Annotated in this window: 29 protein-coding genes; 13 read left to right on the top strand and 16 right to left on the bottom strand. The window is 65.9% G+C overall.

What is annotated here, in order from left to right; genetic code table 11:
• Nucleotides 1-126: 126 nt before the first annotated feature.
• The 5 genes from V8U06_RS15070 to V8U06_RS15050 all read right to left on the bottom strand — a co-directional run bounded on the left by V8U06_RS15070 (nt 127) and on the right by V8U06_RS15050 (nt 4700).
• Complete coding sequence (locus tag V8U06_RS15070) at nt 127-291, bottom strand: hypothetical protein (protein ID WP_226921787.1); 165 nt, start codon at nt 289-291, stop codon at nt 127-129.
• 153 nt (nt 292-444) lie between these two features.
• Nucleotides 445-1962 carry a tripartite tricarboxylate transporter permease gene (locus V8U06_RS15065; RefSeq protein ID WP_427141348.1) on the bottom strand — a complete coding sequence of 506 codons (1518 nt, stop codon included), beginning with the start codon at nt 1960-1962 and terminating at the stop codon, nt 445-447.
• A gap of 15 nt (nt 1963-1977) precedes the next feature.
• The gene (locus tag V8U06_RS15060; RefSeq protein WP_427141347.1) at nt 1978-2466 is read right to left on the bottom strand and encodes a tripartite tricarboxylate transporter TctB family protein; all 489 of its coding nucleotides are present in this window, start codon (nt 2464-2466) and stop codon (nt 1978-1980) included.
• Complete coding sequence (locus V8U06_RS15055) at nt 2463-3407, bottom strand: Bug family tripartite tricarboxylate transporter substrate binding protein (RefSeq protein WP_427141346.1); 945 nt, start codon at nt 3405-3407, stop codon at nt 2463-2465. The genes V8U06_RS15060 and V8U06_RS15055 overlap by 4 nt, the downstream gene beginning before the upstream one ends.
• Before the next feature lie 225 nt (nt 3408-3632).
• The gene (locus tag V8U06_RS15050; RefSeq protein WP_427141345.1) at nt 3633-4700 is read right to left on the bottom strand and encodes an ABC transporter substrate-binding protein; all 1068 of its coding nucleotides are present in this window, start codon (nt 4698-4700) and stop codon (nt 3633-3635) included.
• Between the two features lie 77 nt (nt 4701-4777).
• Here V8U06_RS15050 and V8U06_RS15045 point away from each other — a divergent pair, with 77 nt between their 5' ends.
• Nucleotides 4778-5452, top strand: coding sequence for a response regulator (locus V8U06_RS15045; RefSeq protein ID WP_226917488.1), 675 nt, complete (start codon nt 4778-4780; stop codon nt 5450-5452).
• A gap of 2 nt (nt 5453-5454) precedes the next feature.
• Nucleotides 5455-6840: a sensor histidine kinase gene (locus tag V8U06_RS15040; RefSeq protein ID WP_427141453.1), complete on the top strand. Its 1386-nt coding sequence runs from the start codon at nt 5455-5457 to the stop codon at nt 6838-6840.
• 49 nt (nt 6841-6889) lie between these two features.
• Here the strand turns inward: V8U06_RS15040 and V8U06_RS15035 are convergent, their stop codons facing one another.
• Entirely contained in the window at nt 6890-7531 is a 642-nt protein-coding gene (locus V8U06_RS15035; RefSeq protein ID WP_226917490.1) for a LysE family translocator, read from the bottom strand.
• A gap of 176 nt (nt 7532-7707) precedes the next feature.
• On the opposite strand from V8U06_RS15035, the gene V8U06_RS15030 reads away from it, so the two are divergent.
• The 5 genes from V8U06_RS15030 to V8U06_RS15010 all read left to right on the top strand — a co-directional run bounded on the left by V8U06_RS15030 (nt 7708) and on the right by V8U06_RS15010 (nt 13768).
• Nucleotides 7708-8193 (top strand): MarR family winged helix-turn-helix transcriptional regulator, encoded by a 486-nt coding sequence (locus V8U06_RS15030; protein WP_427141344.1) that lies wholly within the window; start codon nt 7708-7710, stop codon nt 8191-8193.
• The gene (locus tag V8U06_RS15025; protein WP_427141343.1) at nt 8190-9407 is read left to right on the top strand and encodes a multidrug effflux MFS transporter; all 1218 of its coding nucleotides are present in this window, start codon (nt 8190-8192) and stop codon (nt 9405-9407) included. The genes V8U06_RS15030 and V8U06_RS15025 overlap by 4 nt, the downstream gene beginning before the upstream one ends.
• 115 nt (nt 9408-9522) lie before the next feature.
• Complete coding sequence (locus V8U06_RS15020; protein ID WP_427141342.1) at nt 9523-11085, top strand: alkaline phosphatase D family protein; 1563 nt, start codon at nt 9523-9525, stop codon at nt 11083-11085.
• 134 nt (nt 11086-11219) lie between these two features.
• A complete protein-coding gene (typA, locus tag V8U06_RS15015; protein WP_427141341.1) occupies nt 11220-13046 on the top strand; it encodes a translational GTPase TypA in 1827 nt (608 codons plus the stop codon).
• Nucleotides 13047-13261: 215 nt separating this feature from the next.
• Nucleotides 13262-13768 (top strand): N-acetyltransferase family protein, encoded by a 507-nt coding sequence (locus V8U06_RS15010; RefSeq protein WP_427141340.1) that lies wholly within the window; start codon nt 13262-13264, stop codon nt 13766-13768.
• Between the two features lie 3 nt (nt 13769-13771).
• Here V8U06_RS15010 and V8U06_RS15005 read toward each other — a convergent pair whose 3' ends face one another.
• Nucleotides 13772-14398, bottom strand: coding sequence for a hypothetical protein (locus V8U06_RS15005; RefSeq protein ID WP_427141339.1), 627 nt, complete (start codon nt 14396-14398; stop codon nt 13772-13774).
• Between the two features lie 134 nt (nt 14399-14532).
• Here V8U06_RS15005 and ppa point away from each other — a divergent pair, with 134 nt between their 5' ends.
• Nucleotides 14533-15066: an inorganic diphosphatase gene (gene ppa / locus V8U06_RS15000; RefSeq protein ID WP_226917497.1), complete on the top strand. Its 534-nt coding sequence runs from the start codon at nt 14533-14535 to the stop codon at nt 15064-15066.
• A gap of 43 nt (nt 15067-15109) precedes the next feature.
• On the opposite strand, the gene V8U06_RS14995 is transcribed toward ppa, so the two are convergent.
• The 8 genes from V8U06_RS14995 to hemC form a co-directional block, all read right to left on the bottom strand.
• Entirely contained in the window at nt 15110-15424 is a 315-nt protein-coding gene (locus V8U06_RS14995; RefSeq protein ID WP_427141338.1) for a DUF167 family protein, read from the bottom strand.
• Nucleotides 15421-15711 carry a YggT family protein gene (locus V8U06_RS14990; protein WP_226917498.1) on the bottom strand — a complete coding sequence of 97 codons (291 nt, stop codon included), beginning with the start codon at nt 15709-15711 and terminating at the stop codon, nt 15421-15423. Before V8U06_RS14990 ends, V8U06_RS14995 begins: the two co-directional genes overlap by 4 nt.
• Before the next feature lie 100 nt (nt 15712-15811).
• Complete coding sequence (locus V8U06_RS14985) at nt 15812-16528, bottom strand: glutamine amidotransferase (protein WP_427141337.1); 717 nt, start codon at nt 16526-16528, stop codon at nt 15812-15814.
• A 3-nt stretch (nt 16529-16531) separates the two neighbouring features.
• Nucleotides 16532-17017: a TerB family tellurite resistance protein gene (locus V8U06_RS14980; protein WP_427141336.1), complete on the bottom strand. Its 486-nt coding sequence runs from the start codon at nt 17015-17017 to the stop codon at nt 16532-16534.
• Between the two features lie 122 nt (nt 17018-17139).
• A complete protein-coding gene (locus V8U06_RS14975) occupies nt 17140-18756 on the bottom strand; it encodes a heme biosynthesis protein HemY (protein WP_427141335.1) in 1617 nt (538 codons plus the stop codon).
• 13 nt (nt 18757-18769) lie between these two features.
• Nucleotides 18770-20005, bottom strand: coding sequence for a COG4223 family protein (locus tag V8U06_RS14970; RefSeq protein ID WP_427141334.1), 1236 nt, complete (start codon nt 20003-20005; stop codon nt 18770-18772).
• A 103-nt stretch (nt 20006-20108) separates the two neighbouring features.
• A complete protein-coding gene (locus V8U06_RS14965; protein ID WP_427141333.1) occupies nt 20109-20837 on the bottom strand; it encodes a uroporphyrinogen-III synthase in 729 nt (242 codons plus the stop codon).
• Between the two features lie 3 nt (nt 20838-20840).
• Nucleotides 20841-21770: a hydroxymethylbilane synthase gene (gene hemC, locus V8U06_RS14960; protein ID WP_427141332.1), complete on the bottom strand. Its 930-nt coding sequence runs from the start codon at nt 21768-21770 to the stop codon at nt 20841-20843.
• Between the two features lie 73 nt (nt 21771-21843).
• Here hemC and tsaD point away from each other — a divergent pair, with 73 nt between their 5' ends.
• The 5 genes from tsaD to V8U06_RS14935 are packed head-to-tail and all read left to right on the top strand — an operon-like array spanning nt 21844 to nt 25369.
• Nucleotides 21844-22938 carry a tRNA (adenosine(37)-N6)-threonylcarbamoyltransferase complex transferase subunit TsaD gene (gene tsaD, locus V8U06_RS14955; protein WP_427141331.1) on the top strand — a complete coding sequence of 365 codons (1095 nt, stop codon included), beginning with the start codon at nt 21844-21846 and terminating at the stop codon, nt 22936-22938.
• Nucleotides 22935-23921: an NAD(P)H-dependent glycerol-3-phosphate dehydrogenase gene (locus tag V8U06_RS14950; RefSeq protein ID WP_427141330.1), complete on the top strand. Its 987-nt coding sequence runs from the start codon at nt 22935-22937 to the stop codon at nt 23919-23921. Before tsaD ends, V8U06_RS14950 begins: the two co-directional genes overlap by 4 nt.
• A 20-nt stretch (nt 23922-23941) precedes the next feature.
• Nucleotides 23942-24235, top strand: coding sequence for a YciI-like protein (locus tag V8U06_RS14945; protein WP_427141329.1), 294 nt, complete (start codon nt 23942-23944; stop codon nt 24233-24235).
• A gap of 5 nt (nt 24236-24240) precedes the next feature.
• Nucleotides 24241-24672, top strand: a complete 432-nt coding sequence (locus V8U06_RS14940) for an EVE domain-containing protein (RefSeq protein ID WP_427141328.1) — start codon at nt 24241-24243, stop codon at nt 24670-24672.
• A 34-nt stretch (nt 24673-24706) separates the two neighbouring features.
• Nucleotides 24707-25369, top strand: a complete 663-nt coding sequence (locus V8U06_RS14935; protein WP_427141327.1) for a class I SAM-dependent methyltransferase — start codon at nt 24707-24709, stop codon at nt 25367-25369.
• Between the two features lie 70 nt (nt 25370-25439).
• On the opposite strand, the gene V8U06_RS14930 is transcribed toward V8U06_RS14935, so the two are convergent.
• Nucleotides 25440-25889 (bottom strand): hypothetical protein, encoded by a 450-nt coding sequence (locus V8U06_RS14930; RefSeq protein ID WP_427141326.1) that lies wholly within the window; start codon nt 25887-25889, stop codon nt 25440-25442.
• Nucleotides 25890-26137 lie beyond the last annotated feature (248 nt).

The following is a 26137-nucleotide window of genomic DNA, read 5'->3' as shown; positions in this document are numbered from 1 at the left end:
CGTCTGAGGCCGGCCGCAATAGCGGCCGGCCTTCTTCTGCGGAAGACAAGCACAAGCTCAAAATACAGAAGGCCCGCTGGTCTTGCGACCAGCGGGCCTTTTCATTGGGGAATTCTCTGGATCGCGTTAGACGCGGGGGAAGCCGGCCGGATCGATGCCGAGCGTCTTCAGGTCGCGTTCCTTCGGGCGGCGGTGCCCTTCGACAGCCGCGGCGGCTGCGTTGGCAGCGCTCAGTACGGCGAAGGCCCGGCCGAAGAAGCCCTGGGCGAAGGAGTTGCGGAGGGTGGTCATTGGATTGCTCGCTTTCTGTTTTAGCTTACGAGCACAAGATGGTGCCTCGGGCGGGAAAGAACAACCGATGGAATCTCAGCCCAGCCATGCAACGGATGCAGGCCGGAAACGCGGGGTTTCCGACCTGCATTGCTTTCAAGCGTCGAGGGAAAGTCAGTCTTCGTTTGCCGCGAGCTGCGAGAGGACTTCGCCCCTGCCGCGGGCGCGCAGGATGAGCGGCACGACGATGGCGAGGAAGGCGAGGCCGAAGAGCAAGACGGCGATCGGCGACATGAAGAGCGCCGTCACGTCGCCCTGGCTGATGGCCAGCGCGCGGCGGAGCTGCTGTTCGGCCATCGGTCCCAGGATCAGGCCGACGACGACGGGCGCGATCGGATAGCCGAAGAGGCGCATGGCGAAGCCGAGCAGGCCGAAGGCGAGCAGCATGCCGAGCTCGAAGACCGACGGATTGGCGCCGATGGTGCCGAGCGTCGCGAAGACCAGGATGCCGGCATAGAGCCAGGGCTTGGGAATGGTCAGCAGCTTCACCCACAGACCGATCAGCGGCAGGTTCAGGACCAGCAGCATGAAGTTGGCGATTAGCAGGCTGGCGATGAGGCCCCAGACGAGCTGCGGATTGGATGCGAACAGCAGCGGGCCGGGCTGCAGGCCGTATTGCTGGAAGCCGGCGAGCATGATCGCGGCTGTCGCCGATGTCGGAAGGCCGAGGGTCAGCAGCGGAACGAGCGTGCCGGCGGCCGAGGCATTGTTGGCCGCTTCCGGTCCTGCGACGCCTTCGATGGCGCCCTTGCCGAACTCTTCCGGATGCTTGCTCAGCCGCTTTTCCGTGGCATAGGACAGGAAGGTGCCGATCTCGGCGCCGCCGGCCGGCATCGCGCCGATCGGGAAGCCGATGGCGGTGCCGCGCAGCCAGGGCTTCCATGAGCGCGCCCAGTCGGCCGCGTTCATCCAGACCGATCCCTTGACGGCCTCGACCTTGTCAGGCTCGGAATCGCCCTTGGCGGCGATATAGAGCGACTCGCCGATGGCGAACATCGCGACCGCCAGCGTCGTCACTTCCACCCCGTCCAGAAGATCGGGAATACCGAAGGAAAGGCGTGTCTGGCCGCTCAACTGGTCGATGCCGATGATCGCCAGTGTCAGGCCGACGAAGAGCGAGGTAAGGCCGCGCAGCGTCGAGTCGCCGAAGGCGGAGGAGACCGTCACGAAGGCGAGCACCATCAGAGCGAAATATTCCCGCGGGCCGAAGACCAGCGCGAGCTTGACGATGTAGGGGGCGATGAAGGCGAGGGCGAGCGTGGCGATGAGGCCGGCGACGAACGAGCCGATGGCGGCTGTCGCCAGCGCCGGGCCGCCGCGGCCGGCGCGCGCCATCTTGTTGCCTTCGAGCGCGGTGACGATCGAGGCGCTTTCACCGGGCGTGTTGAGCAGGATCGAGGCGGTCGAGCCGCCATACATGCCGCCGTAATAGATGCCGGCGAACATGATCAGCGAGCCGGCGGGGTCCAGCTTGTAGGTGACCGGCAGCAGGAGGGCGACCGTGAGCGCCGGGCCGATGCCGGGCAGCACGCCGACGGCGGTGCCGAGCGTCACGCCGATCAGCGCATAGAGCAGGTTCATCGGCTGAACCGCGATGGCAAGGCCCTGCAGGAAGAATTCGAATGTCGACATGATCTGCCGCCCTTCCTAGAAAAACAGTCGTTCGAGCGGCCCGGCAGGCAGGGACAGCTGCAAGAGCTTGGCAAAGATCATCCAGACGATGAAGGACAGGACGATGCCCACGGGAATGGTCGCCCAGAGCTTGCGCCGCCCGAAACCGCAGGCGGTGAGGGCGAAGAGCATCCCAGTCGCGATGGAGAAACCGGCAGGCTTCAAGAGCAGCATCTGCGCGGCAAGGCCGGCGACAAGACAGATGACCGGGAACCGGGCGATGGATTCGCGCGCCGGAAAATCGCCGCGCCAGGCTTCGAAGCCGGTCCAGATGCCGAGAATGACGAGGCCGATCGCGATCCAGTGCGGCACCGTGGCCGGACCGATCGGGGCGACGTTGCTGACGGCGGTGAGGCGGGCGACATCCCACCAGATCACGCCCGCAGCAAGGATGAGGGCCGGTGCGATAACCAGCGCCGCCCGGTCAGGGCGGCGCTTTCCACGAGAGGACGGGACCTCGCTCATTTGACGAGCCCGATGTCCTTGAGGATGCTTTCGGTGGCGGCGATATCCTTGTCGAGCTGCGCCTTGAAGGCATCGCCGGCGAGGTAGGTGTTCTGCCAGCCCTTGGTCTTCAGGATGTCCTTCCAGGCGGCAGAGTTCACGACCTTTTCGATATCGGCATTGATGACCGTTACCTGCTCGGCCGAAAGGCCGGGGGCCGCGGCGACCATGCGCCAGTTTTCGACGACGACGTCGAGGCCGCCTTCCTTGATGGTCGGGGCGTCGATGCCTTCGATGCGCTCGGCGCTGGAGATGGCGATCAGGCGCAGCGTGCCGGCCTTGACCTGGCCTTCGAACTCGCCATAGCCGGAAATGCCGGCCGTGACCTGGTTGCCGAGGATGGCGGCAAGCGCTTCACCACCGCCGGAATAGGCGATGTAGTTGATCTTGGTCGGATCGACGCCGGCCGCCTTGGCGATCAGGCCCGCCGTGATGTGGTCCGTGCCGCCGGCCGAGCCGCCAGCCCAGGAAACCGCGCCCGGATCGGCCTTCAGCGCCGTCACGAGGTCCTGCATGTTCTGGATCGGCGAGGCGGCGGGAACGACGATTGCCTCGTATTCGCCCGTCAGGCGGGCGATCGGCGTCACGTCCTTCAGCGAAACCGGCGACTGGTTCGTCAGGATCGCGCCGACCATAACGTAGCCGCCGACGATGAGGGCGTTCGGGTTGCCGCTGTTCTGGCTGGCGAACTGGGCAAGGCCGATCGTGCCGCCAGCGCCCGGAACGTTCACCACCTGCACGCTGCCGGAAATCTTCTCATCCTGCAGAACCGTCTGCAGCGAGCGGGCCGTCTGGTCCCAGCCGCCGCCGGGACCGGCCGGCGCCATGATCGAGTAATCGGCGGCAAGGGCCGGAAGCGCCATAGCGCCGGCGATGAGGGTTGCCAGGAAGAAATGTTTCAAGAGTCTATCCTCCGTCAGGCGCGGTTTTCGCGCGTTGTTGCTTTTGGCGAGAGGATAGGCGGCCGTGGCGGCGCGAATGTTCGTTCGCGGGCGCAATGCGGCTGAATTCTCCTCCCGGTCTTCCGTCCGCCTCCACGGACATCGAAGACCCTCAAGCCACCACAAGAAGCTGACATCTACCTGACATGGTAGCGCATGAACCCGCATTGTCGAGCGTCATGGGTGCTACTGCGTGCGCAAGACCTCGTTCCACCGGGCAATCAGCCGGGCGCGCTTGACCTGGTCGAGATAGACCATGAGGCCGGGGCTGACGGGTACGGGCTTCAATTGCGCGCCGAGCAGGGCGCTCATGGTGCGGGCGGTGTTGGACCCGGAGACATCCGGGCTGACGGCGGCGATCTGCAATTCGCGCGACAGGATTTCCTGTCCCTCCTTCGACATGAAGAAGGCAAGGTAACGCCGGCCGAGTTCCGGCGAGGCGGCGGCCTGCGGCACGAGGCCGATGCGCGACATGACCACCGTATAGTCTTTCGGCAGCACGATGCCGACATCGGGATGGCGCGAGGCCCAGTCGGCGGCATAGGAGCCGAGAATGTTGTAGCCGAGCACGAAGCGCCCGTCGGCGACGCGCTCGAGAATCGCCGAGCTCGTCGAATAGAGCTTCACGCCGGCCGCCCCCATGGCCTGGATCACCGTCCAGATATCGCCGAACTGCTCCTGGTCGCGCGCCATGAAGAGGAAGCCGACGCCGGAGCGTTCGATATCGTAGGTGCCGATGCGACCGTAGACCTTCTCGCCCTCTTTCTTCAGGTAGGCGACGAACTCCGCCCGCGAGGCGGGCGGCTTGCCGTCCTTGAAGCTCGGCTTGTGATAGACGAAGACGGCGGGCTCGAAGGTGAGGGCATAGGCGGTATTGCGCCAGTTGGCCCAGGCCGGCCAGCGGTCGCTCATCGGCAGGTCGCTGCGCTGGGCATAGCCGTCGTTGCTGAGTTTCACCTGCAGGTCCATCGCCGAGGAGAAGGCGAAGTCGGCCGTCTTTTCGCCCGCATCCGTCTCCCGCACGATGCGATCGTACACTTCGCCGGTCAGCATCTCGTCATAACGCACGGCGATATCGGGATTGGCCGCCTGGAAGCCCTCGATCATCGGCCGGGCGAGCGGCTCGTCGAGCGAGGAATAGACGACGAGAACGGGCGCATCCGCATTGCCGTCGCGTGCCGGGAAGACGGTGGCATCGGCAAGCGCGGGGAGGGGCGCTGCAAGAAGCGCAAGAAGAATGAGGACAAGACGCATGGGAGGACCTTGCCAAAGCGCGAGCCCGTTCACAAGTCCGCCGCCCGCCGCTAAGTTCGGGCAGGGAGGACGAAGACGTGCGCATTCTACTGGTGGAGGACAATGAGGCCCTCGCGGACGGCCTGTTCGCGATCCTGAAGGGCACCGGCCATGCGGTGGATGTCGTGCGCGACGGCACGTCCGCCGATGCCGCCATCGCTTCGGAAAACTTCGACCTCGTCATTCTCGACCTGACGCTGCCCGAAATGGACGGGCTCGACGTCTTGCGCGCCATGCGGGCGCGCCAGAGCAAGGCGGCCGTGCTGATCCTGACGGCGCGTGGGGCGCCGGACGAGCGGGTGCGCGGCCTCGATCTCGGCGCCGACGACTACATGATCAAGCCCTTCGATATCTCGGAGTTCGAGGCGCGCGTGCGCATGCTGCTGCGCCGGCAGGCAGGCCTGCGCTCCTCGGCCATCACCTTCGGCGGCGTCGCGCTCGATCTGAATTCGCGCACCTTTTCCGCCGAGGGCGCGCCGCTCGACATTCCGGCCCGCGAACTCGGCCTCCTCGAAATCCTCTTCATGCGGGCGGGCAAGGTGGTGGCCAAGGAAGCGATCATGCAGTCGCTCGCCGCCTTCGACGACGATCTCTCTGCCAATGCCATCGAGCAATATGTTAGTCGGCTCAGGAAACGGCTCGCCCCGCATGGCCTGACCGTGCGCACCGCCCGCGGCATCGGTTATTATCTCGACAAGGCGCCGGCCGCCTGATGATGCTCCCGGCCTCCTCGCTCCGCCGGCGGCTCCTTCTCTGGCTGCTCGTCTCGACGGCGGTCATCGGGGTCGTCGCGCTCATCGATACCTATAACGAGGCGGTGAAGACGGCGAATGCGGTTTCCGACCGCGTGCTGGCGGGTTCGGCGCTGGCAATTGCCGAGCGCGTCGTCGTGACGGAGAATGGCACGCTGGAGGTCGACATTCCCTATGTCGCGCTGGAAATGCTGACCTCGGCGGCGCAGGACCGGGTCTTCTACCGCGTCGACGGCCCGCCCGGACGCTTCATCACCGGCTACCAGACCCTGCCAACCATCGCCGACATGAAGGGCCAGTCGATCGGTTTCGACGACGCCACCTTCCGGGGCGAGCGCATCCGCATCGCCGTGCTGCAACGTTCGGCCTCCACGGGCATCAATTCCGTGCCCTTCGCGGTGACGGTGGCCGAGACCACCATCGCCCGCCGCCAGCTCGCGCAGACGATCCTGCTGCGTTCGGCGCTACGCCTTGCCATGATGATCGCGGGCGCGGCCCTCATCGTGTGGATTGCCGTCACCGTGTCGCTCCGCCCGCTCTACCGGCTCGGCGACGCCATCGCCGAGCGCAACCCGAAGGACCTGCACCCGATCGAGCAGCAGGCGCCGAGCGAGGTGCAGGGGCTTGTCGATACGGTCAACTCCTTCATGGTGCGCCTGCAGGCGGCGCTCGACGCGCTTCGGCATTTTTCCGGCAATGCCAGCCACCAGTTGCGCACGCCGCTCGCTATCATCCGCACGCAACTGGCGCTGGCCAGCCGCGCCGGCACGCTGGAGGAGGCGCAGGAGGCCGCGCGCAAGGGCGACGCCGCCGTCGCCCATGCCGAACGCATCCTCGCCCAGCTTCTGCTGATGGCGAAGATCGATGCGGCCGGATCCGACGAACCGCAGAAGCCGGCGCCCATCGACATCGCCGCGCTCGCCCAGCAATTGACCGCCGACCGCGTGCCGGCCGCCGCCGAGGTGGGCATCGATCTCGGCTACGAGGGCGAAGGGCCGGCGCTTGCCCGTGCCGAACCGCTGCTCTTCGGCGAGCTCCTGCGCAACCTTCTGGAAAATGCCCTCGCCTATGCCGGTCGCGGCGCGGAGGTGACGGTCAGCGTGCGGGCGATGGCGGAGGCGGTGCAGCTCACCGTCGAGGACAATGGTCCCGGCATTCCGCCCGAACGCCGCGGCCTCGTGCGCCAGCGGTTTTCCCGCGGCGAGCATCGCGATGCGCCGGGCATGGGTCTCGGCCTGCCCATCGTCGAGGAAATCGCCAGCCTGTTCGAGGCGTCGATGACGCTGGAGAGCGGTGCGGGCGGCCGGGGGCTGCGCGTGGTCATCCGCTTCCCGGCCGCGAACGGCTAGGATCGACCGTCCTTTGCCGACCCCTGCATGACCTTCAGGGCGATGGTTCTTAGGGCTTGCGCCAGCCGAGAAGGCCGGGCGCGGCATGCCAGACGGCCTGTACCGCAAAGCCCATGAAGAGCAGGCCGGACATGCGCACGATGGTCAGCTCGTGGCGGCGGTAGAACTTGCGCACCAGCGCCGCGCCGATGATGCCGATCAGGATCACGTCGGCCATCAGGAAGCCAAGGAAGGACACGCCGAGGAGCGCCGGCAGCGCATCGAAATCGAGCGCATTGGACGAGCCCGCCAGCAGAGCCGTGAAGGTGGCGAGCGCCACGGGATAGCCCTTCGGGTTGGTGAGGCCGAAGACGAGGCCGCGGCGCAGCGGCCGTTCCACCGTCATGACCGCGCCGCCATCCTGCCGCGGTTTCGCGCGCAGGGCCGACCAGCCGATCCAGGCGAGATAGAAGCCGCAGAGCAGACCGAGCACGTCGAAGACGAAGGTGCCGATGGTCTTGGCGCCGACGATGGCGACGAGCGCCAGGGTCGACCAGACGAGATCGCCGGCAAGATGCCCGCCCATGAACAGCGCGCCCGCCTTGCGCCCCTGTCCGGCTCCGATTCCGAGCAGGGCGAGGAAGGCGGGGCCGGGGATGAGCACGTAGAGCAGGGCAGCCATGAAAGCGCCGAATAGCATGGAACCGGTCATCGGAATTTCCCCTTGAATCTCAAGGTATTCCAGCCTTTACGGCGCCATTCGTCAAGGTGGGGCGGCTGCGAAATTGCTCTTTCGCAGGTCAGCCATGCATTGTGGCCGCAGCTCGGCAGTTGCCCATTCTCCCTGCGCAAAGTAAGTTAAACTTACAATCAAGCCAGAAAGCGATCATGCCCCTTCGACCCGATCCCGACGCCCTCGGTTTCGTCCTTATCGACGTTGCCCGCATGCTGCGTAGCGCCTTCGAGCGCCGCATCGCCACCGCCGGTCTCGGCCTTACGCCGGGGGAGGCGCGCACGCTCGTGCGCATCGCCACGCTGGAAGGCAGCCGCCAGCTCGACATCGCCCAGCGCATGGGCATCGAGCCGATGACGCTGTCCACCTATCTCGACCGCCTGCAGAGCCTCGGGCTCATCGAGCGCCGCCCGGACCCGGCCGACCGTCGCGCCAAGCTGATCTTCACGACGCAGGCGGCAAACGAGCTCATCGCCAGCATCCGCTTCGAGCAGATCGAACTGATGCAGCATGTCACGAGCGGCCTCGGCGAAACGGACCTGGAGGTGATGCGGGGCCAGCTGAAGCACCTGCGGGCCAATCTTTGCGCCATCGAGGAAGACGGCACCGCGCTTTCGCTCGCCCGGGGAGCCAGCCGATGACGCGGGCGCGCATGAGCGAGCGCCGCACCAGCATCATCAGCGCGTTCCTCGTTGCGCTCGGCCCCGTGTCGATGGCGCTCTACACGCCCGCCATGCCCCAGCTGGTGCATGCCTTTTCCTCCACGGAATCGGCGATCAAGCTGACGCTCTCGCTCTACTTCGCGGGCTTCGCCCTCTCCCAGCTCGTCTCCGGCACGATGTCGGATGTGCTCGGCCGGCGGAAGACGACGCTGATCTTCATGACGGTCTATCTTGCCGGCAGCCTTATGGCCGCCTTCGCCCCTACGGTCGGCGTGCTGCTGCTCGGCCGTCTCGTTCAGGGAATCGGCGCCTCCGTCGGCATGACGGTCTCGCGCGCCATCGTGCGCGACCAGTTCACCGGCACGGAAGCCGCCCGCATCATGAACATGGTCGGCATGATGCTCGCCATCGGGCCGGCCGTCTCCCCGACGCTCGGCGGTTTTGCGCTCGGCCTGTTCGGCTGGCAGTCGATCTTCTTCCTGATGGTCGGCTTTGCGCTTTCGGCCTGTGGCGCGGTCTATTTCTTCATGGTGGAAACCACCACGCCCGATCCGGCCAAGGGCCGCATCGGGCCCATCCTGCGCGGCTATGGCGAACTGGCCGGCAGCGCCCGTTTCGTCTCCGCCACGCTGGTCATGGCAGGCGCGGTCGGCGCGCTCTACGGGCAGGCAACCATGCTGCCCTTCGTGCTGATCGACCGGGTGGGCCTCACGCCGACCCAGTTCGGCGTCGGCATGCTCATGCAGTCGGGTTTCTTCTTCGCCGGCACCGTCGTCGTGCGGCTACTGATGCGCAGGATGGCGCCGGCGCGGATCGTGCTTCCCGGTCTCTGCTTCATCGGCCTCGGCAGCGTCCTGATCGCGCTCTGCTCGCATCTTCTGGAGCCGACCTTCCTCAGCGTCATGGGGCCGGTCGGCCTCTATGCCTTCGGCATCGCCTTCGTCATGCCCTATATGATGACGGCCGCCATGGAGCCCTTCCCGCATATCGCCGGCTCGACATCCGCCGCCATGGGCTTCATCCAGATGGGCGCCGGTTTCCTCGCCGGCCTTCTCGCGGCCGCCATCGGGCTTCCGCTCTTCGCCTTCGGCACCATCATCCCCTGCATGGGCCTGATGGCGATCCTGTCCTACGTCTGGTACCGCGCGATTTGCACGCGCGATGCGCAGCTTGCCACGGAGCCGGCCGAATAGGGCCGTCATCGTCCCGTCACCGAACTTTCGGGGAAACGTCATCCCGCCGTTACCGGACTGACATGCCGGTACGGAAAGGTCTGGCCGTCGATTCGCGGGCTTGGCCGGAGGTGGCATGGCGATGGTTCCCGAGACGCTTACGCGGCGCTCGTTTCTTCTGGCCGGCGGAGCGGGGGTGCTCGCGGCGTCCTCGGCGCTGGCGGTGCCCTATTATGCGCGGCGCCATGGCAGCCCGGCCTTTTCCCATGGCGTACAGTCCGGCGATGTCGATTGTTCTTCGGGCATGGTCTGGGCGCGCACCGACCGTCCGGCAGAGGTGACGCTCGAATATTCGACGACGGAAAGCTTCTCCGAGGCGGCGCGCCTGCCGCTGCAGGCCGCGACCATGGCGTCCGACAACACGGTCAAGGCGATGCTGCAGGGGCTGCTGCCGGACCAGGACATCTTCTATCGTTTCACCGCGAACGATCCCTATTCCAGCCACCTCGTTTCCGAGCCCATCGTCGGCCGCTTCCGCACCGCGCCGATGCGCAATCGTTCGGTGCGTTTCGTCTGGTCCGGCGATACCGCGGGGCAGGGCTGGGGCATCGACGATGTCGGCATGAAGACCTATTCGACCATGCTGCGCCACGAGCCGGATTTCTTCATCCATTCCGGCGACACGGTCTATGCGGACGGGCCGATCCCGGACGAGATAAAGCTGCGCGACGGCGGCGTCTGGAAGAACCGCATCGTCACGGACGAGAAGCGCGACGTGGCGCGCACGCTCACGGAATTCCGCGGTCAGTGGAAATACAATCTCCTCGACGATCACCTGCTCGCCTTCAACAGCCAGTGCCCCACCTTCTTCCAGTGGGACGACCACGAAGTGCTGAACAACTGGTCGGAATCGAGCGACCTCTCTGGCGACCGGCGATATCCGGAAAAGGACATCGGCGTCTACGAGGCCCGCGCGCGCCGCGCCTTCCACGAGATGACGCCGATCCGCTATTTCCCCACCGAGCCCGGCCGCATCTTCCGCAAGGTTGCCTACGGGCCGCTGCTCGACGTCTTCTTCGTGGACCTGCGCTCCTATCGCAGCCCGAACAAGGGCGGTACGGAAAACGGTCTTTTCGGCTGGCGGCAGGCGGACTGGCTTAGGCGGGAGCTGGCCGCCTCCCGTGCCGTCTGGAAAGTGATTGCCTGCGACATGCCGCTCGGCCTCGTCATCTGGGACGATCATGCCAACAGTCTCGGCTATGAGGGCGTGGCGGACGGGCTGAACGGTCCGCCGGCGGCACGCGAGCGCGAGATCGCCGATCTTCTCACCTTCCTGCGCGACAATGCCATCCACAATGTCGTCTGGCTGACGGCGGACGTGCATTACACGGCAGCGCATCACTACGATCCGTCGCGGGCGAAATTCAAGGATTTCAATCCATTCTGGGAGTTCGTCTCTGGACCGCTCCATTGCGGCACCTACGGGCCGAAGCCGCTCGACACGACCTTCGGGCCGGAGGTGCGCTTCATCAAGGCTGCTGCGGGCGGCATCGACAGCAATCTGCCGCCTTCGGCCGGCCTGCAGTTCTTCGGCCTCGTCGACATCCACGGCGCCAGCGAAGAGATGACCGTGCGGCTGATGGACCGGGAGGACCAGGAACTCTGGCGCGTCACGCTACCGCCCGTCCGCACGTCGTGAAGGGCTGCCGTGCGCCGGGCGGGCAACAGAGTTGCGGCCCGCCCCTTTCGCATTTGCGGAAAAACATGTATGAGCCCGGCCATTGAAGACGGCGCCCTCCTTCATCGCGCGCCCCGAACCTCAGAGATTACACAATGTCCATTCGCAATATCGCGATCATCGCGCACGTCGACCATGGCAAGACCACGCTCGTCGACGAGCTTCTGAAGCAGTCCGGCTCGTTCCGTGAAAACCAGCGCGTCGCCGAACGCGTCATGGACTCGAACGACATCGAAAAAGAGCGCGGCATCACCATTCTCGCCAAGGCCACCTCGGTCGAATGGAAGGGCGTTCGCATCAACATCGTCGACACGCCCGGCCACGCCGACTTCGGCGGCGAAGTGGAGCGCATCCTCTCGATGGTGGACGGCGCGATCGTTCTCGTCGACAGCTCGGAAGGCCCGATGCCGCAGACCAAGTTCGTGGTCGGCAAGGCTCTCAAGGTCGGCCTGAAGCCCATCGTCGCCATCAACAAGATCGACCGTCCGGACGGCCGTCACGAGGAAGTGCTGAACGAGGTCTTCGACCTGTTCGCCAATCTCGACGCCACCGACGAGCAGCTCGACTTCCCGATCCTCTACGGTTCGGGCCGCAACGGCTGGATGAACGTCAACCCCGAGGGCCCGCAGGACGAGGGCATGGCGCCGCTGCTCGACCTCGTGCTCAAGCACGTTCCGGAGCCGAAGGTTGCCGAAGGCCCGTTCCGCATGATCGGCACCATCCTGGAAGCCAACCCCTTCCTCGGCCGCATCATCACCGGCCGCATCCATTCCGGCTCGATCAAGCCGAACCAGAGCGTCAAGGTCATCGGCCAGGACGGTCAGCTGATCGAAAACGGCCGCATCTCGAAGATCCTCGCCTTCCGCGGCATCGAGCGCACGGCAATCGAAGAGGCCCATGCGGGTGACATCGTCGCCATCGCCGGCCTCACCAAGGGCACCGTCGCCGATACGTTCTGCGACCCGTCGGTCTCCGAAGCCCTGAAGGCCCAGCCGATCGACCCGCCGACCGTCACCATGTCCTTCATCGTCAACGACTCGCCGCTCGCCGGCACCGAGGGCGACAAGGTCACGAGCCGCGTCATCCGTGACCGCCTGTTCAAGGAAGCCGAAGGCAACGTCGCGCTCAAGATCGAGGAATCGGGCGACAAGGACTCGTTCTTCGTTTCCGGTCGCGGCGAATTGCAGCTCGCCGTTCTCATCGAGACCATGCGCCGCGAAGGCTTCGAGCTTGCCGTTTCGCGTCCGCGCGTCGTCATGCACAAGGACGAGAGCGGCCAGCTTCTCGAGCCGATCGAGGAAGTCGTCATCGACGTCGATGAAGAGCATTCCGGCGTCGTCGTGCAGAAGATGTCCGAGCGCAAGGCCGAGATGGTCGAGCTGCGTCCGTCGGGCGGCAACCGCGTCCGTCTCGTGTTCTTCGCCCCGACCCGCGGCCTCATCGGCTACCAGTCGGAACTGCTGACGGATACGCGCGGCACGGCGATCATGAACCGCCTGTTCCACGACTACCAGCCCTACAAGGGCGAGATCGGCGGCCGCGTCAACGGCGTGCTGCTCTCCAACGAAGCCGGTGAAGCCGTCGCCTACGCGCTCTTCAACCTCGAAGATCGCGGCCCGATGGTCATCGATGCAGGCGAGAAGGTCTATATGGGCATGATCGTCGGCATCCACACGCGCGACAACGACCTTGAAGTCAACGTGCTGAAGGGCAAGAAGCTCACCAACATCCGCGCCGCCGGCAAGGACGAAGCCGTCCGCCTGACGCCGCCGATCAAGATGACGCTCGAGCGTGCGCTGTCCTGGATCCAGGACGACGAACTCGTGGAAGTGACGCCGAAGTCGATCCGCCTGCGCAAGCTGTACCTCGACCCGAACGATCGCAAGCGATTCGAGAAGCAGCGCGCCGCCGGCGCCGCATAAGCACGGCATTCCCGTAACGGCACAAATTCGGACCCCGGCCCCCATAGATTTGAGGGCCGGGGTTTTTCATGTGTGTGCCATCGTTTTACGACTTGTGACGTTTGTTAAAAAAGCGTTAACTTTTCCGGTTGCCGTCACCAACTCGCCTGTGGGCGAGAGGGATTTCCGCCAGACGCGGGATTCCGGCGGCAACAGGGCGGGAATAAGAGTCGGTTATGAAGACACTGTCGATCGATGTGCGGCGCGCCGAGCCGCAGGACGCGCGCGCGATATCCGAGACGCATCGGGTATCGTGGCTGCAGGCCTATGGCGGCCTCATTCCGCACCGGCCGCTCAATCAGATGGTCGACCGGCGGGACGAGACCTGGTGGCGCAAGGCGACGCGCGGCCCTGCGACGCTTCTCGTGGTCGATGTCGCCGGCACCGTCGCCGGCTATGCCACGCTCGGCCTCAACCGCGCCCGCGCCCTGCCGCAGGAAGGCGAGATCTACGAAATCTATCTGCGTCCCGAATATCAGGGCATCGGCCTTGGCCGTCTGCTGTTCGGCGAAGCGCGGCGGCTGCTGAAGTCGCTCGGCTGCAACGGGCTGATCGTCTGGTGCCTGGAAGACAGCGAGCATGCCGACCGGTTCTTCCGCTCGGCCGGCGGACGTGACATTGCCGAGGGCATGGAGAATTTCGGCGAGAAGGAACTGAAGAAGGTCGGCTTCGTCTGGCCCTGACGGCTATTCCACCGCATCCGGCAGATAGTGCATCGGATCGCCGGCAAGCCCGCCGCGCTTGCCGTGCCATTGCGGCTTGGACTTGCCGCAGATGAAACCGGCAGCCTCTTCGTCCGCGACCGTGCGGGCAAGCGTGTTGGCATCCTTGTTTTCCAGCGCATCGACATAGCCGACGACGCAGCTCGTCGGGTTCTCCGTCGTGGCGACGGTCGATACGACGAGGACCTGACCGTAGCGCGTGTCCGTATCATTGGTCTGTTCCGGGTCGGCAACGAACCAGCGTGCGATGGCCGCAACCGGGATGCCGCTGGCGCCAAGCCGCCATTCGATCTTGGCGCCCGTATGATTGAAGGGACCGAAGGTCTCGAAGGCGCTGTCTATATAGGTCTTGCTCAGGGGGCCGTAGGCCTGGCTTTGCCTGAGGTCCCCTTCCTTGAAATAGACGGGAAGATCCTTGTAGCCGGCGCATAGCAGGGTGACGCTCGGACCTTCCTCCTCCTCGGAGAGGGTCTTGCAGGCATCGAGGTCGCGGTCGGTATAGGCGCTCTCGTTGGCATGGGCAGCCGTGGCCATGGTTGCGGCCGGACTTGTGGCGAAGACGGCGGCGAGAAGAATGTGCTTCAGGTCCATGGGTGTCCTCCAGTCCTTTGAAGACGGCGGACCGTCCCGCTCTATTCGGCTTCGGCGAAAGTCATGTTGCGCTGCAACGGGATTCGCATTAGGAAGCCCGCACACGACGCCAATTCCACTTCAGGGAGTATCCCATGCGTATTGATGCGATTTCCGTCGGCAAGAACCCGCCGGACGATGTGAACGTCATTGTCGAGGTCCCGGTCGGCGGCCATCCGATCAAGTACGAGATGGACAAGGAAGCCGGTGCGCTGGTCGTCGACCGCTTCCTCTATACGCCGATGACCTATCCGGGCAACTACGGCTTCGTTCCGCACACCCTGTCGGAAGACGGCGACCCGATCGACGTTCTGATCGCCAACACGCGCCCGCTCGTTCCGGGCTGCGTCATCAATGTGCGCCCGATCGGCGTTCTCGTCATGGAAGACGACGGCGGCAAGGATGAGAAGATCATCGCCGTGCCGGTGCCGAAGCTGACGCGCCGGTACGACAAGGTCGAGAACTATACGGACCTGCCCGAGATCACACTGAAGCAGATCGAGCACTTCTTCTCGCACTACAAGGATCTGGAGCCCGGCAAGTGGGTGAAGATCGCCGGCTGGCAGGATGTCGGCACCGCGAAGAAGATGATCCTCGAAGCCGTCGCGCGCTACGAGGCGCAGAAGTAAGCGCCTTTGGCGCTTCGGCTGGGGCGCTTCGGCTGAAAATACTCTAGCGCCGCGCGGCGCTTTCGAGCCTTGAAACGATATCCTCCGGGTCGCCCTCGATCCGGAGGATTTTCTTTCTCTGGGTATCGCCGGAGATCAGGCTGACGGCGGATTTCGGGGTCCCTGCGGCCCTGGCGATCAGCGCGATCAGCGCCTTGTTCGCCTTGCCCTTGTCCGGTGGATCGCTGACGCGCGCCTTCAGGTGGCTTTCGCCATCGGCGCCGGTTTCCCAGCCGTCGATGGCGTCGCGCCCGCCGTTCGGCGTCAGCCGCACGGTCAGGCGCACATGATCGTCATGGCGCCGGAGCGCGCCCGTCACAGGACGGCGGGGACGAGGACCGTGCGGATCAGCTGCTCCAGGAAGAACAGAATGACGAGCACGACGAGCGGCGACAGGTCGACGCCGCCGAAATTCGGCAGCACGCGGCGGATCGGGCGGTAGATCGGCTCGGTCAGCTGGTAGAGCGAGCGGCCGATGGTGGCGATCACCTGATTGTTCGCGTTGATGACGTTGAAGGCATAGAGCCAGGAGAAGATCGCCGAGGCGATCACCAGGAACCATGCAATGCTGATAATGAACAATAGGGTGTTGATGACCGCTATCATTGACGTCTCCAATTGGTTTCGCCCCGACATGTAGCCATTGCCGGCCCTGCCAGCAAGGCCGGGGGCCTGTGGCCGCCGCAACATGTTTAACGGGCAGGCCTCATGCCTCGTGGAAGATACGGTCGAGGAAGGACGTCATCCACAGCCGCAGGGCCGCATCATGCAGCAGGCGGCCGTCGAGATGGGCGCGGCCGATCTGCGCGCCGGGCAGCTCGAAGCGATGCGCCCCGCGCACGACCCAGCGATGCATCATGGCCAGCGTCAATTCGCCGTGGAACTGGATGCCCCAGGCGTTGTCGCCGTAACGGAAGGCCTGGTTCTCATAGTGGTGACCGGTGGCGAGCAGCGTCGCGCCCGAGGGAAGGTCGAAGCCTTCCCGGTGGAACTGGTAGACCATATCGGGCCAGGCCATCAGCGCCGTGCCGGCCTCGGTCGCCTTCAGGGGGTACCAGCCGATTTCCGTCCAGCCGTCGGCGTGACCGGAAACGCTGCCGCCGAGGTTCTTCACCAGCATCTGTGCGCCGAGGCAGATGCCGAGGAAGGGGCGATCCTCGGCAAGGGGAACCGAGAGCCAGTCGATTTCCTGTCGTAGATAGGGTTCGGCGTCATTGGCGCTCATCGGACCGCCGAAGACGACGGCGCCGGCATGGTGCGCCAGCGTTGCGGGCAGGGGATCGCCGAGGACCGGGCGGCGGATGTCCAGTGCATGGCCCATCTGTTGCAGGATCTGGCCAACGCGCCCTGGACTGGACGTCTCCTGGTGCAGGACGACGAGGACGGGGCGCTTGCGGCGGGACGTGCGGGGAAAATCGAGCATGGCTCAGCCTTCGTCCGCCTCCTCCTGGCCCGTCGCCGCGCCGACCCGTCCGGCGACTTCCTGCCGTTTCATGATGCGCTCGCGGCCGGACACGCCGAGCAGATCGGCGATGCGCCAGATGGCGTGATCTTCCATCTCGCTGCGCTCGCCATCCGCATAGACGATTTCCCAGAGCAGACCGATCAGGCTGACGCGCTGTTCTTCCGAAAGCTGGCGTTTCAGCTCCGAGGTGAAGCGGAAGAAGTCGATCGCCTCGCTTTCGGCATCGGTGCCGGCGGCGACAAGCGCATCGAGCTCGGCCTCCTCGACGCCGTAGAACTCCTTGAAGCGGGCGCGCAGCGCCGTCTTCTCGATGTCCAGCACCTTGCCGTCCGCCTCCATCACCTGGATGCAGAGCGCCATGACGGCGACGCGCGGGTCATCGGCGGCGAAGACGGGCTTGTCGCCGCCGGAAAGGCTCGCGAGAAACTGCTGCAAGCGTTCGAACATGAAGCCCCGTACCCTTAAACCCTAGAGTATGTCTGGTTCAGATTGAACCAGACATACTCTAAATTCTTTTGTTTTCGTTTGTCTTTTCGGGAAAACCGGTTCCCACTTTTCCCTGACAAACTCTAGAACAACCTGAAACCGCTGGTGCCGTCGCGCTTGGCGGCGGCGCCTTCCTTGACGCCGGGATCGTCCGGCAGACCGTAGAACGGGCGCTCCTGGCGGTCGTCCTGTGCGCCGGCCGGTTCCAGCTTCGCCTTTTCCACGACGGCCTCCTTCACGGCCACGGGTTCGGCGACCTTGGTCACGACGACCGGCTTTTCCGCGTCGACGCGCTCGACCTTCACGATCGGATCGGTCTTGGCGGCTGGCCTCGTCTCGATGGCGAGCGGCGGCAGGGTGCGGATAGCCTCGTCGACGGCATCAGTCGAGCCTTCCTCGACCGGGCCCTGCAATTCGCTGACCGGCGTCTTCCACTCGAAGGCATCGAGACGGCCGCTGGCGGGCGAGACGGCATGCCATTCGGTCGCCGTGATGCCGTCGGCGGTCCAGGCCGGATCGCGCGGCGCCTTGAGCGCCTGGTTCATCCAGTGGCGGATGCGGCCCTGGTCGCCGGTCTCGGCATCCTCGATATCGGCCAGCAGCAGGAAGGCGCTTTCGCGCGGGGAAAGCCGCGCGGCGGCTTCCGCCTTGCCGCGGGCGAGCGGGAAATCGCGCGCTTCCAGCGCGGCTTCCGCGACGGCAAAGAGCGCTTCGGCATTGTTCGGCCGCAGAGCCTCCAGCTTTTCCGCCCGTTTCAGGCGGTCGGTGGCCGAATCGCCGCTGCGGGCGCGGACATAGAGGCGTGCGACATCGCCATGCGCCGTCGACTTCCAGAGTTTTTCGAGAATCGAGGCCGCCTTGCGCAGGTTGTCTTCGCGCAGATAGGCCTTTGCCTCGATCAGGCCGGCCGGCACGAAGGTCTCGTCGAGCTTCAGGGCCTGGTGCGCATCCTCGCGCGCGCCCTTCGGGTCGGCATCGAGCTTTGCGCCGGCGCGGGCGGTAAGAAGCACGGCCTTGCGGCGGGCATAGGCCTTCTTCTCCTCCGGCGAGCCGGTGCGACCATCGCCGAGAAGCTTCAGCGCCTCATCCCAATCGCCGGCCTGCGAGCGGTATTCCAGCGCCGCCTCCGTCGCCCAGGGCAGCTGCGGGGCCTTCTCGGCGGCACGTTCGGCATATTGCCGGGCGGCCTCGTTGGCGCCGAGGCGGCGGGCTTCGAGATAGAGGCCGCGCAGGCCCAGTTCCCGCGTCTCCGGGTCGTCCGCCATCAGTTCGAATTTCTTGCGCGCGTCGTCGTAGCGGCCCTCGATCATCGCGGCCTGTGCTTCGAGCAGATGGATGAGCGGTTCCTGGTCGGCGCTGAGCAGACCCCTGGTGCGGCCGAGCATCTTGCGCGCGCCGGCGGCGTCGCCCGCGCCGGCGGCTATCAGGCCGGTCGAGAGCGCCTGATAACCGCGGTCGCGCTTGCGGGCGCGGAAGTAACGCTGGATGGAATGCGGCGACGTCCAGATGACGCGGACGAGCCACCAGGAAAGCATGACGGCGGCTATCAGCGAAACGATCAGCGTGGCCGCCACCATCAGGCTCATGTCGGCTCGCTGGCCCTGCCAGATGATGGAGAGTTCGCCGGGGCGGTCGGCAAGCCAGGCGAAGCCGGCGGCAAGCGCGAGGACGAAGAGAGCGAAGACCAGAATGCGTATCATGTCGTCTTTCTCCTCAGCCCTGGTTGCCGGTGCCGGTCGTCATGGCGCCGGAAACGACGGCACCGATCAGATCCTCGACGGCGACGCGCTCGTCCAGCTTGCGCTTGTAGTCCGAGGCTGCAGCCTGGGCTTTTTCCGGCAGGGTCTGCCACTCGATCTGCGCGCCCTTGAAATCGCCGTTCTGCAACTTGGTCTCGATGCGGGCGACCACCGCTTCCGGGCTGTCGCCTTCGACGCTGCCGACCGGGCGCACGCGGATGGCCGAGGCGGCGCTGGACATCAGGCGGTTGAAGATGCCCTGATCGCCGTCCGGCTGGTGCACGGCATCGAGAATCGCGTCGGCCGCGGGCTGGAAATCGCGCACCAGATCCGAGCGGGAGGAAACGCCGAGGGCGGCATGTTCGCGCAGCCCCGCGACGGAAGGGTCGTCCTTCGCGACGCTGGCGAAGGCCTCGAGTTCGGCGAGATAGGAGCCGCCGCGATCGATGGCGGTCTTCAGGGCGCTGGCGGCGACGGCGCGGGCCATCTCGATATCGCTGCGCGGCTCGTCGAGTTTCTGCTCGGCGGCGGCGATGCGCTCGGTCAACTGGCTTTCGGTGGAGCTGACGGCCTCCGTGGTGCGGGTGATAGCCTCGCGCAGGGTGGAAAGCTCTGTCGTTAGCCGGCTAACATCGTCCTCCAGCTTGCTGACGGCTTCCGGGGTCGCACCGGCGGCGGCGGTGCCACCGCCCGCCGGTTTTTCGAGGGCGGCAAGGCGGGCCTCAAGCGGCTGGAGATCGACCGTGTTTGCGGGGGTGGCTTCGGAAAGGCGGGTTTTCAAAGCCGCGATCTCGCCGGAAAGGGCCGTGACCGCGTTGCTGTCGCCGGCCCGGTCCGGGCCGAGCGCGGGCAGGTAGCCGCCATATTGCAGGCTGCCGGCGCCGAGAAGCGCGATCAGGCCGCCGAGGATGCCCGCGGCAAGCGTGCCGGCGCTGGCGCGCGGTGGCGGGGCTTCGGCGCGCAGCGGTTCCTTTGCCGGTTCCTCATAGGTCGAGCGGGCAGGCGCGATGGGTTCTTCTCTTTCCGCGACGGTTTCGTCCGATGGTTCCGACGCCGTGGCTTCGGAGGCTTCCGCCGTCAATTCCTCCGCCTCGACCTTTTCGTCGGCGGCAAGGGCTTCGTTGCTGGCGGAGGCCGGAACGGCTTCCAGATCGATCGTCACGGGTTCGTCGCCGGCCTTCGTGCGACGGGACGGGGTTTCCGGTTCCATGGCGACCTCCTCGCGTTCATGTGCAGTGCCTTAAACGTAGACAGGGATGGCAGAGAGGGAAAGACCCTTGCGGCAATTTCGTCCGTCGCGTCCTGCGCTTAGCCTAGAGAAGCGCGAGCAGGCCGTTCTCGTCGGGCGTGGCGGCGACGGCGATCCGGCCCGTAAAACGCGCCGGCACGGCAGCCGCGACATTGGCGCTCATGCAGAGAAGGCGCATCGCGTCGAACCGTCCGGGAGCCGCCTCCATGAGAGGGGGAAGGGCGAAGAAGGCGTGGGCGCTCTGGCGCGAATAGAGCAGAACGGCATCCGGCACCGGCTGCAGCAGGGCGGTTTCCGTTTCCGTCCGGCTCGGGGCGAGCGGCACCATGCGGTAGGCTTCGACGATGTGGAGGGCAATGCCGGTCGCCGCGAGCCGTGTCTCGAAGCCGGCGGCTCGGGGATTGCCGGCGAGATAGAGGATGGGCTGCGCCGATTTGTCCCTGCGCGCGGCATGGGCGGCGATCAATCCTGCAAGGGCTTCGCCGTCGCCGTTTGCGCTGAGCACGTTGGCAAAGCCGATGGTGCGTGCAGCCGTTGCAGAGGCCTCGCCGACGGCGAAGACGGTCGTTGCAAGATGAGGCGTGAGGCCATCGCCGAGCCTGCCCAGAAGGCGGGCCGCCTCCGCGCTGGTGATGGCGAGAGCGGCGTGGGGTTCGGCAAGGGCCGTCTTTACGGCGTCAAGAGCGTGTTCGGCCTTCGACAGCGGCAGCAGCACGGTCTCGTGCCCGCGCGCCGCGAGCGTGGCCGCGGTGCGGGACGCCGCGGGCTCGGGGCGAAGCACGAGGACGCGCATGGCTCAGGTCCAGCTGGCGAAGAAATCGGCTCCCGCCTTCGCGCGCACCGCCTCGCCCGCCTGTTCGCCAAGCACGGTGGCCTTCGCGGTTGGGCCGCTCGTCTCGATCTCGTGGAACTGGCTGCCGTCGGGCGTCAGGATCATGCCGCGGAAGGTGAGGTGATCGCCTTCGACGGTCGCATAGCCGGCAATGGGCGTGCGACAGGAACCGTCGAGCGTCGCGAGGAAGCCGCGTTCGCAGGAGACGGCGGCGCGGGTCGGCCGGTCGTCGATGGCGGAAAGCAGGGCTTCCATGCGGGCGTCGCCGATGCGGCTCTCGATGCAGATCGCGCCCTGCGCCGGAGCGGGCGGGAAGGAGACGGGGTCAAGGATTTCCGTGGGCACGTCGAGCTTGCCGAGGCGCTTCAGGCCGGCATAGGCAAGCAAGGTCGCGTCCGCTTCGCCGCTGGCGAGCTTGCCGAGGCGCGTATCGACCTGGCCGCGAAAGACGATGACGTTGAGGTCCGGGCGCAGGCGGCGGATGAGCGCCTGGCGGCGCAGCGAGGCAGAGCCGACCGTTGCGCCCTGCGGCAGGTCGAGCAGGCGCTTTGCCGCGCGGCCGATAAAGGCGTCGCGGATGTCCTCGCGCGGCAGGAAGGCAGAAAGGTGCAGGCCCTCCGGCAGCTTCGTCGGCATGTCCTTGGAGGAGTGCACGGCGAGGTCGAGTTCGCCCGAGGAAAGCTGCGCCTCGATCTCCTCGGTGAACAGGCCCTTGCCGCCGATCAGCGCCAGCGAACGGTCGGTGATGCGGTCGCCCTTCGTCGAGAGCACGACGATCTCGAACATATCCTCCGGCAGGCCGTGCGCCGCCATCAGGCGCGAACGGGTCTCGTAGGCCTGGGCGAGCGCCAGCGGGCTGCCACGGGTGCCGATCCTGAAAGGTTTTGTTTGCATCCGCCTTGATCCATTGTTACCGGGATGTCTCGTAACCGGCTTTAGAGCCGCCCGCAATCGATCCTAGTGCTTCATGTCGCCCCACCTGACCATTCTCGGCATCGAAACGAGCTGCGACGAGACCGCGGCCTCGGTCGTCGTGCGCGATGCCGACGGCAAGGGCGAGATCCTCGGCGAGGTCGTGCTGAGCCAGCTGGAAGAGCACAGCGCCTATGGCGGCGTGGTGCCGGAGATCGCGGCGCGCGCCCATGTCGAAGCGCTGGACAGCCTGATTTCCGAGGCGCTGCTGCGGGCCGGGCGCTCGCTCGACGATGTCGATGCCATTGCCGCGACGAGCGGGCCGGGGCTGATCGGCGGGCTCATCGTCGGGCTGATGACCGGCAAGGCCATCGCGCGGGCGACGGGCAAGCCGCTCTATGCGGTCAATCATCTCGAAGGCCATGCGCTGACGGCGCGGCTCACCGACGGCCTCTCCTTCCCCTATCTCATGCTGCTCGTTTCCGGTGGGCACACCCAGCTCGTGCTGGTGCGCGGCGTCGACGACTACGAGCGCTGGGGCACCACCATCGACGATGCGCTCGGCGAAGCTTTCGACAAGACGGCAAAGCTGCTCGGCCTGCCCTATCCCGGCGGCCCGGCGGTGGAACGCATGGCGAAGATGGGCAATCCCGAGCGCTTCACCTTCCCGCGCCCGCTCGTCGGCGAGGCGCGGCTCGATTTTTCCTTCTCCGGTCTCAAGACGGCGGTGCGGCAGGCAGCGCAATCCATCGAGCCCGTAACGGAACAGGATATCGCCGATATCTGCGCCTCCTTCCAGCGCGCGGTCTCGCGCACCCTGAAGGATCGCATCGGCCGCGGGCTGGAGCGGTTCCGCAAGCTCCATCCCGACGTGGCAATGCCGGCGCTCGTCGTCGCCGGCGGCGTGGCGGCGAATGCGGAATTGCGCGCGACGCTGCAGGCGCTCTGCGACAAGAACCGGTTCCGTTTCATCGCACCGCCTTTGGCGCTTTGCACCGACAATGCCTCGATGATCGCCTGGGCGGGGCTGGAGCGCATGGCGGCCGGTTTTGCGCCTGATGATCTCACGGTCGCGCCGCGCTCGCGCTGGCCGCTCGACCGGGAGGCGGCGACGGTTCTGGGATCCGGCAAGCGGGGAGCCAAGGCATGACGGTCAGTTCGCGGATCGCCGTCGTCGGCGCAGGGGCTTTCGGCACGGCGCTGGCAAGCGTGGCTGCCGCCAGCGGCGGCGACGTCACGCTGATCGGCCGCAATGCCGAGGCCGTCGCGGCCATGCGCGCTACCCGGCGAAACGACAAGGTCCTGCCCGGCATCGACCTGCCGGAAGCCCTTGCCTTCAGCGCGGATGCGGAAGTGGTGCGGGGCGCCGGCATCGTGCTCTTCGCCATGCCCTCGCAGGCGCAACGCGAAGCCGCGCGGTCGCTGGCCCCGCTGCTGGCGCCGGGCGCGGCGGTCGTCATCTGCGCCAAGGGCATGGAAAAGGGTACCGGCCGTCTGCTGACGGATGTTCTCGAAGAGGAATTGCCGGGCCGCGAGATCGCCGTGCTGTCCGGCCCCGGCTTCGCGGCCGATATCGCCAAGGGCCTGCCGACGGCGATGGTGATCGCCGCGCGCACAGCAGCGATCGGCGCCACGCTGGCGCAGGCGCTGTCCGGTCCGACCTTCCGCCTCTATCCCTCGACCGACCGCATCGGCGTCCAGCTCGGCGGCGCGCTGAAGAACGTGCTGGCGATCGCCTGCGGCATCATCGAGGGTGCTGAGCTTGGCGATTCCGCCCGCGCGGCGCTGATCTCGCGCGGGCTTGCGGAGCTGTCGCGCTTCGTCGAAGCGCATGGCGGGGAAGGCATTACCGTGACGGGCCTGTCCGGTCTCGGCGACCTCGTTTTGACCGGCACCAGCCACCAGTCGCGCAATCTTCGCTTCGGCATCGCGCTCGGCCGGCATGGCAATGCCGCGGGCTGGTCGGGCGATCTCGTGGAGGGCGCCTTTGCCGCCTCGGTCGCCTCGGGCGTGGCAGCCGGCAAGGGCATCGACATGCCGATTACCGACGCGGTCGCGCGCATCATCGACGGCACGCTCGACGTGAAGACCGCCATCGGGCAGCTGATGACGCGCCCCATTACCCAGGAATAACGGAAGGGAAGGACCGCCGCATGCATTTCGCATTCCTCTGCAAGGACAAGCCGGGTGCGCTTCAGGTGCGCCTCGATACGCGCCCCGATCACCTCGCCTATCTCAATGCGCTCAATGCCGAAGGTAAGCTCGCCTTCGCCGGCCCCTTCCTCGGCGATGACGGCAAGCCCACCGGCAGCCTGGTCGTCGTCAAGGCGGAAACGATCGAGGATGCACGGCAGATCGCCGGAAACGATCCCTATGCCAAGGCGGGCCTCTTCGCCGAGGTCGAGGTGAAGGCCTGGAACTGGGTCTTCAACAATCCGGAGGCCTGATCCGCATGGCATTCTGGCTCTACAAGTCCGAACCCTTCAAGTGGTCCTGGCAGATGCAGAAGGATGTCGGCTCTGCCGGCGAGGAATGGACGGGCGTGCGCAACTATCAGGCGCGCAACAACATGCGTGCCATGAAGATCGGCGACAAGGGCTTCTTCTACCACTCCAACGAGGGGCTGGAGATCGTCGGCATCACGGAGGTCTGCGCCCTGTCGCATCCCGATTCGACGGCCGGCGAGGATCCGCGCTGGGATTGCGTGGATATCCGCGCGGTCCGCGACATGCCCAGGCCCGTCTCGCTGAAGGACATCAAGGCGAATGCGAAGCTTGCCAACATGTCGCTCGTCACCTCCATGCGCCTTTCCGTGCAGCCGGTGACGGAGGAGGAGTGGATCGAGGTCTGCCGCATGGGCGGTCTCGACAATCCTCCTCTTTGATGGCCTCCGCTCTGATCGCCGGACCGTTGCTCCCGTGAAGACCGATCCCGACGTCTTCATCCGCGACAACACGGATGTGCTGTCGCCGCCGCATGTGCCCGAGGTGCGGCTGCGCCTCGCCACCGAGGCGCATGAGCTATGGCTGAAGACGGAAGAGGAACTGGAGGAGATCGGCCTGCCGCCGCCCTTCTGGGCTTTCGCCTGGGCGGGCGGACAGGGACTTGCACGTCATCTTCTCGATCATCCCGATCTCGTTGCCGGAAAATCGGTGCTGGATTTCGCCAGCGGCTCCGGCCTCGTCGGCATCGCGGCGCGCATGGCCGGCGCGACCGGCGTGCTGGCAGCGGACATCGATCCCTGGAGCGAAACGGCGATCCGGCTGAATGCCGCGCTCAATGGCGTCGCCGTCGACTGCACGGCGGAAGACCTCGTCGGCCGCGACGGGGGTTGGGACGTGGTGCTGGCCGGCGACGTCTTCTACGACCGCGCCTTTGCCGATGTGCTGATCCCGTGGTTCTCGGCGCTTGCGGCGCGGGGGGCGACGGTGCTGGTCGGCGATCCCGGCCGGGCCTATTGCCCGCGTGAGCGTATGAAGGCGCTCGGCACCTACCAGGTGCCCGTGACGCGGGCCCTGGAGGACAGCGAGGTCAAGAAGACCACGGTCTGGCGTTTTGATGCGATGCCGGCCACAGCCTGAAGCCTGGCCTCACGATCCTGTTTGTGTTCAGGCACGCTCGTTTCGGCGGAGGGCTTAGAGCATGTCAGGTTCAATCTGAACCTGACATGCTCGAGAAGCCCGGCCGGATGACGCAGACGCCGGCTTCCCACGCGCAGCCGGTAGTGCCGGGTTTGACGGTGATGACCTTCGGCCCCTGCTTGTAGCGCTTCTTCGGCTCGCCGTTCCACTCGATCACGCCATCGTCGTTCACGTAGAAATAGGTGTCGTTGCGATAGCGGTAGGCGCCGATCGCGCCACTGTAGAAGCTGCCGTCCTCGCGCCATACGGGGCGGTTGCGCGAGCTGTAGCGGAGCGTCGTGCCCAGCCAGCCGTCGCCACCCTCTTCGATGTTCTGGAGCCGCTTGAAGCGGGTGTGGTGGCCATGGTGGCCGCGGTGCCAGCCATCGCGGGCGTCTGCGGCGGCCGTCATGCCGCCTGCGACAAGCACGACCGCCAGCCCTAAGACTTTGGTCGCACGGAGCGCCGATAACAGAGTCATTCTGTCCTGCCTTCCGGGTTACGCTTAACGAATCCTTAACGGAAAGATGGGGCAGGCGCGGGCGAAAGTCACGGATTTGGTTATGGATTTCGCCGTTGTGGTTAACGCTGGAGGAGCGTGCCGGAACGGTGCAGATCGGCACCGATTTTCTAATCGATTAAATTCATTTTGCACTGCAATGAGGCTTGTGGTTCCGCTTTCCGGTGATTAAACGTCGCAATCACTGCATTGTGCACAACATACTGCAA

It is taken from the genome of Shinella sp. G-2, assembly GCF_050172695.1.
Classification (GTDB): domain Bacteria; phylum Pseudomonadota; class Alphaproteobacteria; order Rhizobiales; family Rhizobiaceae; genus Shinella.
The sequence above is the reverse complement of the archived record's forward strand: the minus strand, read 5'-3'. Positions and strand labels throughout refer to the sequence as shown.

Excerpts from the sequence above, each read along its gene's own strand:
- V8U06_RS14965 (WP_427141333.1), bottom strand. The coding sequence starts at position 20,837 with ATGCGCGTCCTCGTGCTTCGCCCCGAGCCCGCGGCGTCCCGCACCGCG.
- V8U06_RS15060 (WP_427141347.1), bottom strand. The coding sequence starts at position 2,466 with ATGAGCGAGGTCCCGTCCTCTCGTGGAAAGCGCCGCCCTGACCGGGCG.
- V8U06_RS15010 (WP_427141340.1), top strand. The coding sequence starts at position 13,262 with ATGAAGACACTGTCGATCGATGTGCGGCGCGCCGAGCCGCAGGACGCG.
- V8U06_RS14930 (WP_427141326.1), bottom strand. The coding sequence starts at position 25,889 with ATGACTCTGTTATCGGCGCTCCGTGCGACCAAAGTCTTAGGGCTGGCG.
- V8U06_RS14945 (WP_427141329.1), top strand. The coding sequence starts at position 23,942 with ATGCATTTCGCATTCCTCTGCAAGGACAAGCCGGGTGCGCTTCAGGTG.
- V8U06_RS14950 (WP_427141330.1), top strand. The coding sequence starts at position 22,935 with ATGACGGTCAGTTCGCGGATCGCCGTCGTCGGCGCAGGGGCTTTCGGC.
- V8U06_RS14940 (WP_427141328.1), top strand. The coding sequence starts at position 24,241 with ATGGCATTCTGGCTCTACAAGTCCGAACCCTTCAAGTGGTCCTGGCAG.
- V8U06_RS14970 (WP_427141334.1), bottom strand. The coding sequence starts at position 20,005 with ATGGAACCGGAAACCCCGTCCCGTCGCACGAAGGCCGGCGACGAACCC.
- typA (WP_427141341.1), top strand. The coding sequence starts at position 11,220 with ATGTCCATTCGCAATATCGCGATCATCGCGCACGTCGACCATGGCAAG.
- V8U06_RS15025 (WP_427141343.1), top strand. The coding sequence starts at position 8,190 with ATGACGCGGGCGCGCATGAGCGAGCGCCGCACCAGCATCATCAGCGCG.
- V8U06_RS15050 (WP_427141345.1), bottom strand. The coding sequence starts at position 4,700 with ATGCGTCTTGTCCTCATTCTTCTTGCGCTTCTTGCAGCGCCCCTCCCC.
- V8U06_RS15020 (WP_427141342.1), top strand. The coding sequence starts at position 9,523 with ATGGCGATGGTTCCCGAGACGCTTACGCGGCGCTCGTTTCTTCTGGCC.
- tsaD (WP_427141331.1), top strand. The coding sequence starts at position 21,844 with ATGTCGCCCCACCTGACCATTCTCGGCATCGAAACGAGCTGCGACGAG.
- V8U06_RS15005 (WP_427141339.1), bottom strand. The coding sequence starts at position 14,398 with ATGGACCTGAAGCACATTCTTCTCGCCGCCGTCTTCGCCACAAGTCCG.
- ppa (WP_226917497.1), top strand. The coding sequence starts at position 14,533 with ATGCGTATTGATGCGATTTCCGTCGGCAAGAACCCGCCGGACGATGTG.
- V8U06_RS15040 (WP_427141453.1), top strand. The coding sequence starts at position 5,455 with ATGCTCCCGGCCTCCTCGCTCCGCCGGCGGCTCCTTCTCTGGCTGCTC.
- V8U06_RS15030 (WP_427141344.1), top strand. The coding sequence starts at position 7,708 with ATGCCCCTTCGACCCGATCCCGACGCCCTCGGTTTCGTCCTTATCGAC.
- V8U06_RS15070 (WP_226921787.1), bottom strand. The coding sequence starts at position 291 with ATGACCACCCTCCGCAACTCCTTCGCCCAGGGCTTCTTCGGCCGGGCC.
- V8U06_RS14980 (WP_427141336.1), bottom strand. The coding sequence starts at position 17,017 with ATGTTCGAACGCTTGCAGCAGTTTCTCGCGAGCCTTTCCGGCGGCGAC.
- V8U06_RS15065 (WP_427141348.1), bottom strand. The coding sequence starts at position 1,962 with ATGTCGACATTCGAATTCTTCCTGCAGGGCCTTGCCATCGCGGTTCAG.
- hemC (WP_427141332.1), bottom strand. The coding sequence starts at position 21,770 with ATGCAAACAAAACCTTTCAGGATCGGCACCCGTGGCAGCCCGCTGGCG.
- V8U06_RS15035 (WP_226917490.1), bottom strand. The coding sequence starts at position 7,531 with ATGACCGGTTCCATGCTATTCGGCGCTTTCATGGCTGCCCTGCTCTAC.
- V8U06_RS14975 (WP_427141335.1), bottom strand. The coding sequence starts at position 18,756 with ATGATACGCATTCTGGTCTTCGCTCTCTTCGTCCTCGCGCTTGCCGCC.
- V8U06_RS14985 (WP_427141337.1), bottom strand. The coding sequence starts at position 16,528 with ATGCTCGATTTTCCCCGCACGTCCCGCCGCAAGCGCCCCGTCCTCGTC.
- V8U06_RS14990 (WP_226917498.1), bottom strand. The coding sequence starts at position 15,711 with ATGATAGCGGTCATCAACACCCTATTGTTCATTATCAGCATTGCATGG.